Source organism: Pararhizobium sp. (assembly GCF_035497515.1).
Lineage (GTDB): Bacteria > Pseudomonadota > Alphaproteobacteria > Rhizobiales > Rhizobiaceae > Pararhizobium.
Genome location: NZ_DATJDJ010000063.1, coordinates 1 through 16,129, shown reverse-complemented (window position 1 = coordinate 16,129; position 16,129 = coordinate 1). Strand labels below are relative to the sequence as shown.

The window sequence follows — 16,129 nt, the reverse complement described above, 5'->3', positions numbered from 1 at the left end:
CAAGCCCGACCATGACGACGGAGTTGAGGGGCGAACCGCGACTCTTTCGAGAAGGTCAGGCCGCATCGACCGTCAGTTGCTGCTGCTCGCCGAGACCCTCGATGCCGAGCTTAATGGTCTGGCCGGCATGCAGGAAGATCGGGTCCGGCTTGATGCCGAGCCCGACGCCGGGAGGCGTGCCCGTGGAGATGATGTCCCCCGGCTGCAGGCTCATGAATTGCGAGATGTAGTGCACGAGAAATGGCACGGTGAAGATCATCGTCTTGCTCGATCCGTTCTGGCGCGACACGCCATCGACCGTCAGCCACATCTTCAGGTTCTGCGGATCGGCGATCTCGTCACGCGTCACAACCCAGGGGCCGATCGGGCCGAAGCTGTCGGCCGATTTGCCCTTCGTCCACTGTCCACCACGCTCCGACTGGAATGCGCGCTCGGATACGTCGTTGATCAGGCAATAGCCGGCAACATGGTTCATCGCGTCGGCTTCGGTCACGTAGCGCGCCTCGTCGCCGATGACGACGCCAAGCTCGACTTCCCAATCGGTTTTCTTCGAGTTGCGCGGGATGATAACATTGTCGTTCGGGCCGGTGATCGCGCTGGTCGCCTTCATGAACAGGATCGGCTCTTCCGGGATCTTGGCGCCGGTCTCGGCGGCATGGTCGGCATAGTTCAGGCCGACGCAGATGAACTTGCCGACGCGCGACACGCAGGGGCCGAGCCGGCCGGGGTTTTCGACCAGCGGCAGGCTTTTAGGATCAATCGCGGCGATCGCGGCAATGCCTTCGTTCGTCAGAGCCGCGCCGGTGATATCGCCGACATGTCCCGAGAGATCGCGGACATTACCGTCAGCATCGAGAAGTGCGGGCTTTTCGGCGCCCGGCTGGCCATAACGAAGAAGTTTCATGATGATGTCCTATAAAAAATGAAATGATGATCAGGCGTTCGACCAACCGCCGTCAACGACAATGGCATTGCCGGTCATGAAGGCCGATTCATTGCTGGCGAGGAAAACGACAAGTTCGGCGACTTCCTCCGCCGTGCCAAGCCGGCCCATCGGCTGGCGGCCGATGAAAGCAGCACGCGCGGCATCGTAATCGCCGGTAGCCCGCATGCGGTCCTGCAGCGACGGGCTTTCGACCGTACCGGGGCAGATCGCATTGGCGCGGATTCCCTTGCCGACGTAATCGAGCGCCACCGACTTGGTCATGCCGATGACGGCTGCCTTGGTGGTGCCGTAGATGAAGCGGTTGGGGGCGGCGATCACTGTCGAGGCAACCGAGGCCATGTTGACGATGGAGGCGCCGCCATTGTCGATCATGCCGGGCAGGAACGCGCGGATCATGCGGTACATCGCCCGCACATTGAGGTTCACCGAGAAATCGAACGCGTCCTCGTCGCACTCCAGGATGGAGCCGTTATGGACATAGCCTGCACAATTGAAGAGGATATCGGGCGCCTTGATATCACCGGCGAAATCGGTGATCGCCTTTGGGTTCAGCACATCGAGCGCCCGCGTCGTGACGCCGCGCAGTCCCTCGAGTGACTGCAATTTCGATGCGTCGATATCGGTGGCGATCGTCGTTGCGCCTTCGCGTGAAAAGGCCAGAACGGCCGCACGGCCCATGCCTTGGCCAGCGGCCGTGACGACCGCTGTCTTTCCTTCAAGTCTGCCTGTCATTTCTGGGTATCCTTGGACGTTTCCTGAATGGCCGCGCTCAGCGAGCCCGGTTTGATATCTGCCGGATCATCTGCCAGAGACAGTCCGACACGCTGTGCGGCACCCGCCAGATGCAGATGCATGGCCCGCTGCGCAGCCTCCGGATCACCGGCCTCGATGGCATCGAGGATCTGCTGGTGTTCGCCGAGCGTGATGCTGGCCAGATCGTCGGAGCGCTGCTGGTTGCCGGAGGCTAGAATGCTGTCGCGCACCCGCTCGGAGGCGAACATCAGGAACGGCACCATGTAGGTGTTCTGCGTTGCCGCGGCGACCGTCTTGTGGAATTCCAGATCGGTCTTCAGCCAGGTTACGCTGCCATAGGGGGCAGCGGCCATCGTCGCCAAGGCCTCGCGCATGGCGGCAAGATCGGCTTCCGTGCGGCGCTTGGCTGCCAGTGCCGCGACCTGGACTTCCAGGATGCCGCGGATTTCGAAGAGATTCCCGAAGGCATCGGCCTGCTGCAGCGAATCGTGATCGATGGTGAGAACGGTGGAATTCGGCACATCGGCAACGAAGGCGCCGCGGCCCTGCTGTGACCAGATGCGCCCTTCGGAGCGCAGGCGCGCGATGGCTTCGCGCACCACGTTGCGGCTGACACCGAAGGTCTGCGCCAGGGCCTGTTCGGTCGGCAGCTGATCGCCCGGGCTCAGCCGCCCTTGGGCGATCTCGCGCGAAATGGAGCTGGCGACGAGCGTGGAGAGGTGCGGGCCGCGATTGACCTTGTCGAGTTTCAGCGTCATCGCTCACCTGCTTTCCTACTATGTGCACGCGGCAGAAAAATTCTTCCCCGGCTCATGATACCCGTTGGATCCAGCGCATCCTTGATCCGGCCTGCAAGATCAAGCGAAACTTCATCGATGCGCTTCAGGAAAGCCTCCTGCTTGACCTTGCCGATGCCATGTTCCGCACTCAGCGATCCACCATAGCGATCCACGACATCGAAAATCACTTCCTCGGTTTCATGGAAGAGCGTTTCGATTGCATCCGCGTCCATGTCGACCGGCGGCACGACGTTGAGATGGATATTGCCGTCGCCAACGTGACCATAGGTCACCGCCAGTGCATGTGGATGGCTTTTTTCGAGCGCGGCCAACGTGTCTTCGACGAAACCGGCGAGCATCGAGATCGGTACGGAGACGTCGGTGCGCAGGTAACGGCCGCCGCGTCCCTGGGCTTCCACCATCAGTTCCCGCAGTAGCCAGAGCTGGTCGCCCTGCGCCCGGCTGGCTGCAACGACGCCGTCGACGATGAGATCGTCGACGCTGATCAAGAAATCCTGCAGGATAGCGCGCAGATCGACACGGCCGCCGGCGGAGGCCTCGATCAGCACATAGACGGGGCAGACTTCCGACAGCGGATCCCGCAGACCGGGGCGCGCGCCGAGCGCGATATCGATGCCGCCGCGCAGGATCAGCTCGAAGGCCGTCAGAAGATCGCTGCATTCGCGCCGCCCGCGCGCATAGAGCGCCATCGCGTCCTCGACCGAGCGAAGGCCGACCAGCGCCGTCTCCACCTGCGTCGGCTTCGGAAACAGCTTCAGCGATACGGCTGTGACGATACCAAGCGTACCTTCGCTGCCGATGAAGAGTTGCTTCAGGTCGTAGCCGCGATTGTCCTTGCGCAGAAGCTTCAGCCCGTTCCAGACCCGCCCGTCGGCAAGCACGACCTCCAGCCCGAGCACGAGATCGCGGGTCATGCCATAACGCAGCACATTAAAGCCGCCGGCATTAGTGGCGACATTGCCGCCGACGCGGCAGCTGCCCTGCGCGCCGAAGGTGATCGGCAGGATGCAGTCCTCGGCTTCCGCATGGCGCTTGGCCTCTTCCAGAATACAGCCGGCCTCGACCACCATGGCGAAATCGATGGCGCTGATGGAACGCAGCTTGTTCAACCGCTCCAGCGATATGACCACCTCGCCGCCGCCGGGGGCGGCAACAGCGGCGCCAACGAGGCCCGTCAGCCCGCCCTGCGGCACCACCGGAATGGCGTTGGCGCTGCAGCAGCGCATAAGCTGAGAGACTTCATCAACCGAGCGGGGGCGCGCGACGGCAAGCGGCATGCCGAAATGATCGCCGGACCAGTCGCGTGTATAGCGCTCGATATCATCCTTGGCGCTTAGCAGAATACCGGCGGGAAGGGCTGTCTTGAGCGTCGCAAGCAGCATTTCGCGGGGTATCGTAACGGCGTCCATCAAGCGGCCTCCACGTCAGGTCGAAAACAACTGGACAATGACGTCAGTTGCATGGTTATCATACAACACTGATAATGAACATCAAGAGCGCCGTGCCTTCGCGCACTGCTCTTATGTCGAAAATCAGAATGAAAACCATATCTTATTAAAGGAAGAGGACGATGAGCGCTGCAAGCGGCTTTCGCAACATGCACACAATGATCCGGGTTTCCGACCTTGATGCCTCGATCAAATTCTACACCGAGCTTCTCGGCATGACGCTTCTGCGTCGCGACGACTATCCGGGCGGAAAATTCACCAACGCTTTCGTCGGCTATGGCCCGGAGGAGACCGATACGGTCATCGAGCTCACCTTTAACTGGCGCCGCGAGGACAGTTATGACCTCGGCACGGCGTTCGGACATCTGGCTCTTGGCGTTCGCGATATCTACGCCGTGTGCGCAGAACTGGAAAAGCAGGGCGCGCGCATTCCTCGCCCTCCGGGGCCGATGCTGCATGGTACGACGCATATCGCCTTCATCGAAGATCCGGACGGCTACAAGATCGAATTGATCGACCTCGATACGATGTCCTGAGCGGGCGTTTTCGGAACCGCGCCCGATGGCGCGGTTCCTTTCCCGACCGTGGGACGCTTTCCTGGGAGGAAATTGCGTACTCATTTGATGACCGGGATTTTCGAGCGGTCGATGGTGATGGCCACCGCGATGATCAGCACAGCCCCGAAGACCACGTTTTCCGCAAAGATGTTGACGCCGATGAAGGTCATGCCGATGCGTACGATCGAGATGATCAGCGCCCCGACTGCCGTGCGTGCCACGCCGCCGAGACCGCCGGTAATGGCCGTGCCGCCGACGATAACGGCGGCGATGGCGGGCAGCAGCAGCTGGTTGGCAAGGCTCGGCGAACCGCTGGAAAGCCTTGCAGCCAGAATGACGCCGGCGATCGCCGCCAGTGTGCCGGAAATGGCAAAGGCGATGATCTTAGTACGATCGACATTGACGCCTGCGGCCAGCGCCGCCGGCTCACCGGCCCCGACCGCCAGGCTGTAGCGGCCAAAGCGCGTGTAGCGCAGCACCATGAAACTGATGATGCCGACGATGGCGGCGAGCATGGCCACGACCGGAATACCGGCAACGGCGCCATTGATCCAGGTGGTGCTGAGGCGGCCGCCTTCCTCGATGGTGATCGCCCGCCCCTGCGCAAACCAGAGCGCCATGCCGGCAACGACGCCGCCGGTCGCAAGCGTCGCGACGAAGGAAGGAACACGCAGGCGCACATGGACGAAGCCACTGAGAATGCCGACGATGAGCCCGGATCCGACCGCCACCGGGAAAGCCAATGCACCCATGGAAGGCAGCAACTGCGCGAGAATGACGCTTGCAAGCGACGCCACGGCTTGGATCGACAGATCGATGCCGCCGATGAGGATAACGAAGGTGACGCCGGTCGCGAGAATGAACAGAACGGCGGTATTGCCGAGCAGAAGCCCTAGAGTTTCACCGGTCAGGAAGCCTGGCGAGCCGATCTCGACGATGGCGATCAGCAGCACCAGAAGCGCCGGAGGAATGGCGCCCTGGACCCAGCCCTGCGCGAAGATATCGGATAGTTTCTTCATGGCCGTTTCCTCACACCATTTCCCGCACGAGATCGACCTGGTCCGGCTTGTTGCCGGCAGCAGCATCGAAACGCGCCGTGACTTCGCCATCCCGCATGACGAGAACCCTGTGGGAAAGCCCGATGGTTTCTTCCAGCGTGTCCGACAGGAGCAGGATGGCGATGCCCTGTGCGGAGAGATCGCGGACGAGTTCATAGACCTCTTCCTTGGCGCCGACATCCAGGCCGCGGGTGGGATGATCGAGGATCAAAACACGCGACCCGGCCGTCATCCAGCGGGCCAGCACCACCTTCTGCTGGTTGCCACCGGAAAGCTTGCGACAGGCAATCTCCGGGCCCGGTGCCTTGATGCGCAGCTTGCGGATCCAGTCAGTGGCGAGCTTCCGCTCTGCCCCATAATCGATCTTGCCGTTCTTCATGACGCTGGACAGATCGGCAAGCGTGATGTTCTCGGCGATCGACAGGAACATCACCAGCCCCTCGATCCGGCGTTCGCGCGGCACATAGCCGATACTCTTGCGCACCGCCTGTTCCGGCGAGGTGAAGCGCACAGCCTCGCCTCGAATTTTCAGCGACCCTTCAGTCTGCGGCAGGAAGCCGCCGAGCGTGCGGGTGATCTCCTCGCGTCCGGAGCCGACGACGCCGGCAATACCGACGATCTCGCCCGCATGGATCTTGAAATCGACGCCGTGGAAGGCACCTTTGACGCCCAAGCCGTTGGCTTCGAGAATAACGTCAGGCCCAGGCGCCATCTGGCGCGGCTCCTTGTAGTATTCGGTCTGCAGACCGCGGCCAACCATAATCTCGTGCAGTTCCGGCCCCGTCACCTGGCTTGCCTGATGCTCGGCAACAACTTCGCCGTCCTTCATGGTGTAAACCCGGTCGGAAATACGCAGGACCTCGTCGAGGCGGTGCGAGACGAATACGAAACTCGCCCGCTTCTTCAGGGAGCGGATGCGCTCGAACAGCACGTCGATGTCGGACGATGTCAGAACCGACGTCGGCTCGTCGAGAAGAATGACCAGCGGTCGTGATACGCTTTCCTCCAGCGTCAGTGCCTTGGCGAGTTCGACCATCTGGCGGGCGGCAAAGGTGAGTTCGGAGGTGCGTGTCGTCACGTCGATATCGACGCCGATCTTGCCGAGCTGGCGTCGCGCCGCTTCCCGCATCGCCTTCCAGTTGACAATGCCGAGGCGGGTGAACTGATGCTCCTGCCCGAGGTAGATATTTTCTGCGACCGACATGTTGAGAAGCAGCGATTGCTCCTGGAACACCATGCCGATGCCATGAACGGCGGCGTCACGTGTACTGCGCAAACGCAGCCGCTCGCCATCCAGCGTCATCGTGCCGGAGTCCGGCTGCAGCGTGCCCGCGAGCGTGCGCATGAGCGTCGATTTACCGGCGCCATTTTCACCGATCAGGCCGATGACTTCATTCGGCCGGATTTCCAGCGAGACGTTCTTCAGCGCCTTGACGCCCATGAAGGATTTCGAGATTCCGTTGACTGACAACATAGCCGTTCACTTCACGATCTTGAGACGGAGACGATCGAGCGACAGCGCGACGGCGGCGATGATCATCAGGCCTTGCACCGTCTGCTGCACGTATGGGGAGATGCCCAGAAGCACCATGCCATTGGCAAGCACTGTGACGATCAGCACGCCGACCAGCGTATTGACCACGCCGCCTTCGCCGCCCGTTAGCGCCGTTCCACCGACGACGACGGCCGTGACGGCTGCAAACAGGCGGCCGTCGGCGATCACGGCATTCGACTGGCCGAGTTGTGCGGCGGCCAGAACTCCGGCGATGCCGAAGAAGAAACCGGCGACGCCGAAAGCGGTAATGCGGACACGCTTGAGATTGACGCCGGACAGTTCGGCCACGTCCTCGCCGCCACCGATCGCCAAGATATGCCGGCCGAGGCGCGTGTGGTATTGAATGACAATCGCCAGCAGAAAGGCCGCGGTTGCGACCCATACCGCCAGCGGCAGGCCGAGAAAGCGTTCCAGCGCCAGCGAGCGGACGGAATTGTCCATCAACCGGATGGCCGAGCCGCCGAGCATGAAAACCGAAAGGCCGAGGCCGATAAACCAGATACCGAGCGTCGCCATGAACGACGGAATCCGCAAGACTGTCTGGATGATCCCATTCAGCAGGCCCATCGCCGTGCTGGCTGCGATTGCCGCGATAACGGCAAGCCAGCCGTAATCATTGTCGTTGGCGTCATTGCTTGCGAGCAACACCAGCACCATGGCGGCGACGGAAAGCGCGCCTTCCACGGACAGGTCGATGCTGCCCATCAGGATGATGAACGTCATGCCCATGGCGAGCGTGAGTGGCACCGCCGACGAATTGGCGATCCGCACGAGATTGCGTATTTCGATGAAATTCGGGTTTGCGATGGAGATCAGCACGCACAGCACGACAAGCACGATTAGCGGTGCGAATGTGCGCAGGCGGCGCGCCCCTTGGCCGCGAAAGAACCGCGCAAAAACAGCATCCATGGCTGATGTCCGCTCCAGGTTGGTGACGGGCTTCATGGTTTCAGAATTGATCGTCAAAAGATATACTCCGCATCCGGGCTGAAACGCCGGCAACGGAAACGTTCCGCTGCCGGCTATACACGACGGCCAATGGCGCGCCGGGCATCTGTTGAGATGCTTACGTTCTGATCTGGCCGACGACGCGGCCCCACAGATCGGTCCAGTCGAGGCTCGGCTGAGCTTCGATGTTGGTCTTGTAATATTCCTCGACATTGTCCTTGGTGATCGAAACCACCTTGCCGTAGAACTCGCGGTGCTCCGCCGGCTCGGCGGCCGGATCGAACTTCTTCGTCAGGGCATTGTAGCCGAGCGCCAGGCCGATACCGCCCTGCCAGAACGGATCGGATGTGATTGTGGCAGCGAATTCGCCCGTGCGAACCGCGTCGATGGCGGACTTGATGCCATCGATGCCGACGACCGGAACCTTGCCGGCGAGGCCTTCCGCACGAAGCGCTTCGAGCGCGCCTGTGCCCATGTCGTCGTTGGCGGCCCAAATACCCTTGATTTCGTCGCCAAACCGGGTGAGCAGGTTGCCGGTAAGGTCGAAGGCTTCGGTGGACTTCCAGTTGGCGACCTGGAAATCAAGCAGCTTGATATTCGGGTTGGCAGCGAGGGCCGCATCGAGGCCTTTCTTGCGTTCGATGGCCGCCGTGTTCGAGATCTGGCCACCGAGCGCGATGATGCCACCCGAGCCGCCGATCGCCTTGAACAGGATTTCGGCGATCTCCTTGCCGCTGGAAATCCCGTCGAATTCGATATGCGAAACATAGTTCGGATTGAAGTCCACCGGATGAAGATCGGCCGGCTTGTTCCACTGGGTGACGACATAGGCGCCGGCCGCCTTGCAGGCCTCGACGATCGGACGCGCATCCGGGGTATCGTTCGGGTCGGAATTGAGAACCATGTTGCCGCCGGTCTTGGCCAGCATCGCCTTGATGTCGGCAATGCCCTTTTCGCTGTTGCCTTCGGATACCAGCGTCACGTGCTCCAGCCCGGCAAATTTGGCAAAGGCTTCAGCACCGGTTTTCCACACCGCATGATACGGATTGGACAGCGACCGGATCGAGGTCACCAATGTCGGCGCTCCCTGCGCGAACAGGCGCTTCGGCATGGCCGAAACAGCAAGACCGGTGGCCGCGCCAATTATCAGCGTTCGGCGGTTGATCTCGCCGAAATTCATCAAAATCTTTCCATCTTTCATTCTCAATCCTCCCGTTGAAATTCTGCAAACTGCGGTTCAGCAACTTTGTGCGGATGCATTAAACTGGTCCGAAAGCTTGTCGCGCCCTCCAATATTTGTACGACAACCCTTCAACACGATAACCATACCCTTTCTCTTGACGCCGCACAAGAGACTTGAGATGGTGCGCGTCGAAGAGATGCAAAGCTGATGAAAAACCGGCAGAAAATCTCAAGCGGAGGAATGGAATGCCCGACTATATCATCATCGGTGGCGGCTCTGCGGGATGCGTTCTCGCGGCGCGACTGACCGAAGATTCTGCCGTTACGGTTACCCTGCTCGAGGCGGGTCCGCGCGACACGAACTTCTACATCCATCTTCCGGTGGGCTTCTTCAAGATGACGGCAGGCCCGCTGATCTGGGGTTATGAAACTGCACCCGGTCGCGAAATCGGCGGACGTCGGATGGTCTATCCGCAGGCCCGCGTGCTTGGCGGCGGCAGTTCCATCAATGCGCAGGTCTTCACCCGTGGCTGCCCCGAGGACTACGACGCCTGGGCGCATGAGGAAGGTTGCGATGGCTGGTCCTACACGGATGTGCTGCCCTATTTCCGGCGCTCCGAAGGCAACGACTCGCTCGGCGGCCCGCATCACGGCACCGAAGGCCCGCTTGGTGTCACCTCGACGACACCCCATCCGCTCACCCGCGTCTTCGTGCGCGCCGCACAGGAAGCAGGTCTCCCCTACAATGGCGATTTCAACAGCGTCAGCCAGCAGGGTACCGGCTTCTATCAGGCTACGACGAAGAACGGCAAGCGCAGCAGCACCGCTACCGGCTATCTGAAACCGGCCCTTGCTCGCACGAACCTGACGCTGCGTACCGACGTCATGGTCAACCGGATCGTCATCGAGAACGGCAGGGCCATCGGAGTCGAAATCATCGAGAACGGACGGCCTGTGACTCTGCGGGCGGACCGGGAGGTCATCGTCACATCAGGCGCCATCGGCTCGCCGAAACTGCTGATGCTATCGGGCATCGGTCCGGCCGAACATCTGCGGTCTGTCGGCATTGACGCGCTTCACGACCTCAGCGGAGTCGGCCAGAATCTTCAGGACCATATGGATGTCGATGTTCTTGCCGAACTGTCGGGCTCCTACGGCATCGACCGCTACAAGAAGCTGCATTGGCAAGCGATGGCCGGGCTTGAATATATGTTGTTCGGCAAGGGACCGGTCGCCTCCAACATCGTCGAAGCGGGCGCCTTCTGGTGGGGCGACAGGACGGAAAAGACGCCCGACATCCAGTTTCACTTTCTCCCCGGCGCCGGCGTCGAGGAGGGGGTCGGATCCGTCCCCGGCGGCAACGGCTGTACGCTCAATTCCTATCCCGTACGCCCGCGCTCGCGCGGCAGCGTGACGCTACGCACCGCAAATGCGACGGATGCTCCGATCATCGACCCGAACCCGTATGCCGAGCCCTACGACTTGGAGCGCGCTGCCGACGGCATTCTAATCAGCCGGGACATCCTGGCCCAGGAGGCCTTCAAACCTTACATCAAGCGCGAGCATCTTCCCGGCACGCAGGTCACCAACCGGCAACAGGCCATGGCCTTCGCCCGCGAGCACGGGCGCTCGGCCTACCACCCCGTCGGCACCTGCCGCATGGGCGCGGCCGACAACGCCGACGCGGTGGTCGATCCACAATTGCGCGTCCGTGGCATCGAGGGGCTGCGCGTCTGCGACAGTTCCATCATGCCACGCCTGATCTCTTCCAATACGAATGCGGCAACGGTCATGATTGCCGAAAAAGCAGCCGATCTCATCCGGGCCGGGCACTGAACCAAGGACCTTCCATGCAGTCCCTCGACCCACGCCGCTTCCTGCGCGCGACCTTCGATGCGGCCGTCAGGGCCGCCGACCCGGTCCACGGCATTCGCCAGCACCTGCCTGAAAAGCCGAAGGGCCGCACCATTATCATCGGTGCCGGAAAGGCGTCGGCACTAATGGCCGCCGCATTCGAGACCCTCTGGGACGGGCCGATGGAGGGTGTGGTCGTCACCCGTTACGGTTTTTCAGTGCCCTGCAAGCATATCGAGATCATCGAAGCATCCCATCCCGTTCCCGACGAGGCGGGCCTCACCGCATCGCGGCGCCTGCTTCGAGCCGTGGAAGGACTGACCAAAGACGATCTCGTCATCGCGCTCATCTCCGGTGGTGGTTCTGCCCTTCTACCGTCTCCCGCGCAGGGCCTGACGCTTGCCGACGAAATTGCCGTCAACCAAGTCCTTCTGGCGTCCGGCGCGCCAATCTCGGCCATGAACACAATCCGCAAGCACATCTCCACCATCAAGGGCGGACGCCTTGCGGCCGCTGCCCATCCGGCCAGGGTCGTCTCCTTCGTCGTCTCCGATATTCCCGGCGACAATCCCGCGCTGGTTGCCTCCGGCCCGACGGTGCCAGATGTCGGAAACCGGCAGGATGCGCTCGCCTTGATCGATGCTTACCGCATGAACCTTCCCGAAGCCGTCATGGCGCATCTTGAATCTTCGGCAGCAGACGGGCTGGGGCCTGATGATTCGCGGTTTACGCGCAACGAAGTCCATGTCGTCGCCTCGGCCGCGGTCTCGCTTGAAGCTGCTGCCGAAGAAGCGCGCAGGCACGGCATCGAAGCTCGGATTCTCTCGGATTCGGTTGAAGGAGAATCCCGTGACGTGGCGAGCATGCATGCGGCAATCGCCCGCGAGATCGCAACATGTGACAGGCCTTTCGCCAGACCCGTCCTGCTGCTTTCCGGCGGCGAAACGACCGTGACGCTGCGCGCGAAGGGCAAGGGCGGACGCAACAGCGAGTTTCTCCTATCCTTCGCACTCGGCATCAACGGCACCGACGGCATTCATGCGCTTGCAGCCGATACGGATGGCATCGACGGTTCCGAGGACAATGCCGGCGCCTTTGCCGATGGTCATACCGTCGAGCGCATGCGCAAAGCCGGCGTCGATGCCAAGTCGATGCTGATGCAGAACAACGCCTGGACGGCCTTTCACGCGACCGGCGACCTGCTCGTCACCGGCCCGACCGGGACCAACGTCAATGATTTTCGGGCGATTCTGGTTCGAAAGCCCGGTTCGGATCGCGGATAGCGTCTTCCGTATCGTCATTCGAACTACAGCGGCGAAGCGTCAGACCGCTATCGCCAGGACCGCGATGCAATCTCCGGCTTTGACGAGCCCGGAGAAATGCCGGGCGCTGAGCATGCCGTCCATTTTCGCATGAACCTCGCAGGGCGCGACACCGGTGCGCCCGATCGGATAGATGCGCGCAATCACCTGGCCGTTGACGACAGTGTCTCCCAAATCGACGAGCGGCTCGATCAACCCGCCCTCTTCCGCAAAGGCAAAGCAGTCGCCGTCCGGCATATCCAGCCATTGCGTTGATGACACGGCGGCCTTGCCTTTGACGATGCCCGCCTGGCGCAGCACGTTGATCACGCCCCGCTTGGCGATCCCTGCCGTCTTGGCTGTCGAAGTGCCGCCGCCGCCGAGCTCGGTGGTGATGAACACCTTGCCCATCTCTTCCGCCGCCGTGTCGTACATGCCGACGGCGTCGATCTCGAGCATCTTCATCGAATAGGGCGCGGAAAAGGCTTCAACCAGGTCGAACGCGTGCGCCTCCTGCGCCTTGCCCGGCAGGATGTGGGCGGCGCAGAAGGGCAAAAAATCGAGCGTCTTGCCGCCCGAGTGGAAGTCAAGAACGATATCGGCAAGCGGCAGAAGCACGCGCTGGAAATAGTCCGCTATCTTCGGCGTCACCGTACCGTCCGGCCTGCCCGGAAAGCTGCGGTTCATGTTGCCCTTGTCGATCGGTGACGTGCGGGTACCGGCGACGAAAGCAGGATAGTTCATGGCGGGGATAATGATGACCCGGCCGGAAACATCCTCCGTCTTCAAGGTTCGAGCGAGGTCGAACAGGGCGATCGGCCCCTCGTATTCGTCGCCGTGATTGCCGCCGGTGAGAAGGGCCGTCGGCCCCTCCCCGTTCCTGACGACGGTGATCGGGATCATCACAGAGCCCCAGGCGGAATCGTCGCGGCTATAGGGCAGCCGGAGAAAACCATGCTGGATGCCGTCAGCCGAAAAATCGACGGTCGGCGTGATGGGTGAGGCGCGCAGTCCGGTGTCGCTCATGGCAGGCTCAATCCTTGACGAACAGCTTGCGCGGCACATTGGCCAGGCATTCGACCCCGGTCTCGGTGATCAGGATGCTTTCGGTGATCTCCAGGCCCATGGTCTCGAGCCAGAGGCCGGTCATGAAATGGAAGGTCATGCCGGGCTTCAGCTCGGTGCGGTCGCCGGGACGCAGGCTCATCGTGCGCTCGCCCCAGTCCGGCGGATAGGAGATACCGATGCCGTAGCCGGTGCGGTTGTCCTTGACGATGCCGTATTTCTTCAGGACGCCGAAGAAGCCGTTTGCGATATCCTCGCAGGTATTGCCGGGCTTGGCGGCGGCAAGACCGGCGTCCATGCCTTCCAGCGTCGCCTTCTCGGCATCGAGGAATTCCTGCGTCGGATTGCCGAGGAAGACGGTGCGCGACAAAGGCACGTGATAGCGGTTGTAGCAGCCGGCGATCTCGAAGAACGTGCCTTCGCCGCTCTTCATCGGCCGGTCGTCCCAGGTCAGATGCGGTGCGGAGGCATCGACGCCGGATGGCAGGAGCGGAACGATCGCCGGATAATCACCGCCGATCTTGCCATCCGGCCCGTCCGTGCCGCGAATGCCGGCGTCGTAGATTTCCGCGACCAGGTCGCATTTGCGCATGCCCACTTCGATCGTGTCGAAGATGCGCTGGTGCATGCCCTCCACGATGCGGGCGGCATTGCGCATATATTTGATCTCGGTCTCGCTTTTCACCGCACGCTGCCAGTTGACCAGCGCGGTGACGTCGACGAAGCGCGCATTCGGCAGATGTTTCATCAGCGAGGCGAAGGCGGCGGCCGAGAACCAGTAATTGTCCATCTCGACGCCGATCGTCAGCTTGTCGAGACCGCGCTCGGCAAGCTTTGCGGCGAGATAGTCCATCGGATGCCGCTCGGTCGACTGAACGTAATGATCCGGATAGCCGATGATGTTCTCGTGCTTCAGATAGGCGGTGAGCTTGGCGCCGTTGGCATCCTGGCCGCGGCCATACCAGATCGGCTCGCCGGTCGGCGGTACGATGACCGCCTGGTGCACATAGAAGGACCAGCCGTCATAGCCGGTGAGCCAGGCCATGTTGGAGGGATCGCTGACGATCAAAAGATCGACGCCTTTCTTCTCCATGGCTTGCCGCGTCTTTTTCAGGCGCGCTTCATATTCCCCCAAGGAGAATTTGAGATTCGGTTGGGTCATGTCACTCCCTCATTCTCCGGCAGGTGCCGGTCTCAACTTTCAAATGCGGTGCCAGCGCCTGCCGAACCGGCACGCGTAAAGGCAAGCGTTGCGATGGCGGTGTCCTGGATACCGGTTCCGGTCAGGTCCGCGATGGTGATCTGGTCTGCGCCGGTGCGCCCTGGCCTCTGCCCGGCGACGATCTGCCCGAGTTCGGGGAAATCCACCTCGGCCTCTGCGAGGCCGGCGGCGATCGCGTGGTGCAATTCGCCGAGGCGACGCGTCTGCCCGACGCTGTCGGCCACGTAGTAGCCGTTGACGACGGTGGCCGGCTCGATCTCGTTCTTGTGCTCGGCATCCGACCCCATGGCCGTAATGTGCTGGCCGGGCTGCAGCCACTCATCCTTCAGGATCGGGATGTCCGAGGGCGTGGTGGTGACGATGATATCGGCACCGGTGACGGCCTGTTTCGCATCCGCATGGGCGACGACTGGAATACCGAGCGCTGCCGCAAGCTCGGCCGCGACCAGCCGCGCCTTTGCACCATCCCGCGCCCAGATCCGCGCTTCACGGATCGGCCGCACCAGCATCAGCGCTTGCAGCTGCAGCCGCGCCTGCATACCCCCACCGAAGATCGCGGCCACGCCTGAATCCTCCCGCGACAGATGCTTGGCCGCGACCGCGCCGGCGGCGGCGGTGCGGATATCGGTAAGGTAGCCATTGTCGAGCAGCAGCGCCTGGACGAGGCCGGTTTTTGCCGAAAGCAGTACCATCATACCGTTGGTGCTCGGCAGGCCGATCTTCGGATTGTCGAAGAAACCGGGGCTGATCTTGATGGCAAAACCGTCGAGCCCCGGCACATAGGCCGTCTTTACATCGACTTCACCGCGATGTTCTGGAATATCCAGCCGCAGGATCGGCGGCATGGCGACGGCTTTGGTCGCCAAGGCATGAAACGCGTCCTCGATACAGCCGACGATCTCGCGGTCCAGCGTTACGATGGCTCTCAACTCGGCTTCTGTGAGAATGATCATCCGGCTCATGCGGCCTCCTCCGTGGCGAGGGACACGGCGCCGTTGATGATCCGGCGGTGCAATTCCATATCGACATTGCAGCCGGACAGGATGACGACGACCGGTCCTGGCAGTCGGATGCGGTCGAAAAGCAGGGCGGCCATGCCCACGGCACCGGCACCTTCGACGATCTCGCGCTCCACCGCATAGGCATGGCGCATGCCGGCGGCGATCTCTTCTTCGGAGAGCAGGACGACCTCGTCGAGCAGGTCGCGGCACATGGCGAAGGTCAGCCGGTTATCGAGCCCGATGCCGCCTCCGAGCGAATCGGCAAGGCTCGGCAATTCCTCGACCTGCACCGGACGGCCGGCATCGAGGCTCGCCTTCATGGCCGCCCCCCGCTCCATCGTCAGGCCGATCACTTTCGTGCCGGGGTTCATCCCCTTGACGGCGGCAGCCACGCCGGCTGCCAGGCCGCCGCCCGACAGGGGCACGAGCACGGTTGCGG

At 62.1% G+C, this 16,129-nt stretch carries 15 protein-coding genes; 3 read left to right on the top strand and 12 right to left on the bottom strand.

The genetic code is table 11. The features are described 5' to 3' along the window. Positions 1 to 55: 55 nt before the first annotated feature. The 4 genes from VL202_RS07125 to VL202_RS07110 are packed head-to-tail and all read right to left on the bottom strand — an operon-like array spanning position 56 to position 3,908. Positions 56 to 904 (bottom strand): fumarylacetoacetate hydrolase family protein, encoded by an 849-nt coding sequence (locus VL202_RS07125; RefSeq protein ID WP_325463436.1) that lies wholly within the window; start codon positions 902 to 904, stop codon positions 56 to 58. 30 nt (positions 905 to 934) lie between these two features. Then, positions 935 to 1,678, bottom strand: a complete 744-nt coding sequence (locus VL202_RS07120; RefSeq protein WP_325463435.1) for an SDR family oxidoreductase — start codon at positions 1,676 to 1,678, stop codon at positions 935 to 937. Beyond that, the gene (locus tag VL202_RS07115) at positions 1,675 to 2,457 is read right to left on the bottom strand and encodes a FadR/GntR family transcriptional regulator (RefSeq protein ID WP_325463434.1); all 783 of its coding nucleotides are present in this window, start codon (positions 2,455 to 2,457) and stop codon (positions 1,675 to 1,677) included. Before VL202_RS07115 ends, VL202_RS07120 begins: the two co-directional genes overlap by 4 nt. Continuing rightward, a complete protein-coding gene (locus tag VL202_RS07110) occupies positions 2,454 to 3,908 on the bottom strand; it encodes an FAD-binding oxidoreductase (protein ID WP_325463433.1) in 1,455 nt (484 codons plus the stop codon). Before VL202_RS07110 ends, VL202_RS07115 begins: the two co-directional genes overlap by 4 nt. A gap of 161 nt (positions 3,909 to 4,069) precedes the next feature. Here VL202_RS07110 and gloA point away from each other — a divergent pair, with 161 nt between their 5' ends. Further along, a complete protein-coding gene (gene gloA / locus VL202_RS07105) occupies positions 4,070 to 4,483 on the top strand; it encodes a lactoylglutathione lyase (protein ID WP_325463432.1) in 414 nt (137 codons plus the stop codon). Positions 4,484 to 4,563: 80 nt separating this feature from the next. Here the strand turns inward: gloA and VL202_RS07100 are convergent, their stop codons facing one another. The 4 genes from VL202_RS07100 to VL202_RS07085 all read right to left on the bottom strand — a co-directional run bounded on the left by VL202_RS07100 (position 4,564) and on the right by VL202_RS07085 (position 9,266). Then, positions 4,564 to 5,523, bottom strand: a complete 960-nt coding sequence (locus VL202_RS07100) for an ABC transporter permease (RefSeq protein WP_325463431.1) — start codon at positions 5,521 to 5,523, stop codon at positions 4,564 to 4,566. Positions 5,524 to 5,533: 10 nt separating this feature from the next. Then, positions 5,534 to 7,036: a sugar ABC transporter ATP-binding protein gene (locus tag VL202_RS07095; protein WP_325463430.1), complete on the bottom strand. Its 1,503-nt coding sequence runs from the start codon at positions 7,034 to 7,036 to the stop codon at positions 5,534 to 5,536. 6 nt (positions 7,037 to 7,042) lie between these two features. Continuing rightward, a complete protein-coding gene (locus VL202_RS07090) occupies positions 7,043 to 8,083 on the bottom strand; it encodes an ABC transporter permease (protein ID WP_325463429.1) in 1,041 nt (346 codons plus the stop codon). 100 nt (positions 8,084 to 8,183) lie between these two features. Next, the gene (locus VL202_RS07085) at positions 8,184 to 9,266 is read right to left on the bottom strand and encodes a sugar ABC transporter substrate-binding protein (protein WP_325463428.1); all 1,083 of its coding nucleotides are present in this window, start codon (positions 9,264 to 9,266) and stop codon (positions 8,184 to 8,186) included. A gap of 227 nt (positions 9,267 to 9,493) precedes the next feature. Between VL202_RS07085 and VL202_RS07080 the strand changes: the two genes are divergently transcribed. Both VL202_RS07080 and VL202_RS07075 read left to right on the top strand, forming a co-directional pair. After that, complete coding sequence (locus VL202_RS07080) at positions 9,494 to 11,083, top strand: GMC family oxidoreductase (protein WP_325463427.1); 1,590 nt, start codon at positions 9,494 to 9,496, stop codon at positions 11,081 to 11,083. A 14-nt stretch (positions 11,084 to 11,097) separates the two neighbouring features. After that, entirely contained in the window at positions 11,098 to 12,384 is a 1,287-nt protein-coding gene (locus tag VL202_RS07075; RefSeq protein WP_325463426.1) for a glycerate kinase, read from the top strand. A 39-nt stretch (positions 12,385 to 12,423) separates the two neighbouring features. Here VL202_RS07075 and doeB read toward each other — a convergent pair whose 3' ends face one another. From doeB to VL202_RS07055, 4 genes are all read right to left on the bottom strand, one after another. Beyond that, positions 12,424 to 13,428 (bottom strand): N(2)-acetyl-L-2,4-diaminobutanoate deacetylase DoeB, encoded by a 1,005-nt coding sequence (gene doeB, locus VL202_RS07070; protein WP_325463425.1) that lies wholly within the window; start codon positions 13,426 to 13,428, stop codon positions 12,424 to 12,426. A gap of 7 nt (positions 13,429 to 13,435) precedes the next feature. Further along, positions 13,436 to 14,629 (bottom strand): ectoine hydrolase DoeA, encoded by a 1,194-nt coding sequence (doeA, locus tag VL202_RS07065; protein WP_325463424.1) that lies wholly within the window; start codon positions 14,627 to 14,629, stop codon positions 13,436 to 13,438. Between the two features lie 32 nt (positions 14,630 to 14,661). Beyond that, the gene (gene eutC, locus VL202_RS07060; protein ID WP_325463423.1) at positions 14,662 to 15,651 is read right to left on the bottom strand and encodes an ectoine utilization protein EutC; all 990 of its coding nucleotides are present in this window, start codon (positions 15,649 to 15,651) and stop codon (positions 14,662 to 14,664) included. Next, the coding region (locus tag VL202_RS07055) for a pyridoxal-phosphate dependent enzyme (RefSeq protein ID WP_325463422.1) at positions 15,648 to 16,129 on the bottom strand (482 nt) is incomplete at its 5' end. The genes eutC and VL202_RS07055, both read right to left, overlap by 4 nt.

Coding starts and splice junctions, on each gene's coding strand:
- VL202_RS07115 (WP_325463434.1), bottom strand. CDS start 2,457: ATGACGCTGAAACTCGACAAGGTCAATCGCGGCCCGCACCTCTCCACG.
- VL202_RS07095 (WP_325463430.1), bottom strand. CDS start 7,036: ATGTTGTCAGTCAACGGAATCTCGAAATCCTTCATGGGCGTCAAGGCG.
- VL202_RS07075 (WP_325463426.1), top strand. CDS start 11,098: ATGCAGTCCCTCGACCCACGCCGCTTCCTGCGCGCGACCTTCGATGCG.
- VL202_RS07080 (WP_325463427.1), top strand. CDS start 9,494: ATGCCCGACTATATCATCATCGGTGGCGGCTCTGCGGGATGCGTTCTC.
- VL202_RS07085 (WP_325463428.1), bottom strand. CDS start 9,266: ATGAAAGATGGAAAGATTTTGATGAATTTCGGCGAGATCAACCGCCGA.
- doeB (WP_325463425.1), bottom strand. CDS start 13,428: ATGAGCGACACCGGACTGCGCGCCTCACCCATCACGCCGACCGTCGAT.
- VL202_RS07120 (WP_325463435.1), bottom strand. CDS start 1,678: ATGACAGGCAGACTTGAAGGAAAGACAGCGGTCGTCACGGCCGCTGGC.
- eutC (WP_325463423.1), bottom strand. CDS start 15,651: ATGAGCCGGATGATCATTCTCACAGAAGCCGAGTTGAGAGCCATCGTA.
- doeA (WP_325463424.1), bottom strand. CDS start 14,629: ATGACCCAACCGAATCTCAAATTCTCCTTGGGGGAATATGAAGCGCGC.
- VL202_RS07100 (WP_325463431.1), bottom strand. CDS start 5,523: ATGAAGAAACTATCCGATATCTTCGCGCAGGGCTGGGTCCAGGGCGCC.
- VL202_RS07125 (WP_325463436.1), bottom strand. CDS start 904: ATGAAACTTCTTCGTTATGGCCAGCCGGGCGCCGAAAAGCCCGCACTT.
- VL202_RS07110 (WP_325463433.1), bottom strand. CDS start 3,908: ATGGACGCCGTTACGATACCCCGCGAAATGCTGCTTGCGACGCTCAAG.
- gloA (WP_325463432.1), top strand. CDS start 4,070: ATGAGCGCTGCAAGCGGCTTTCGCAACATGCACACAATGATCCGGGTT.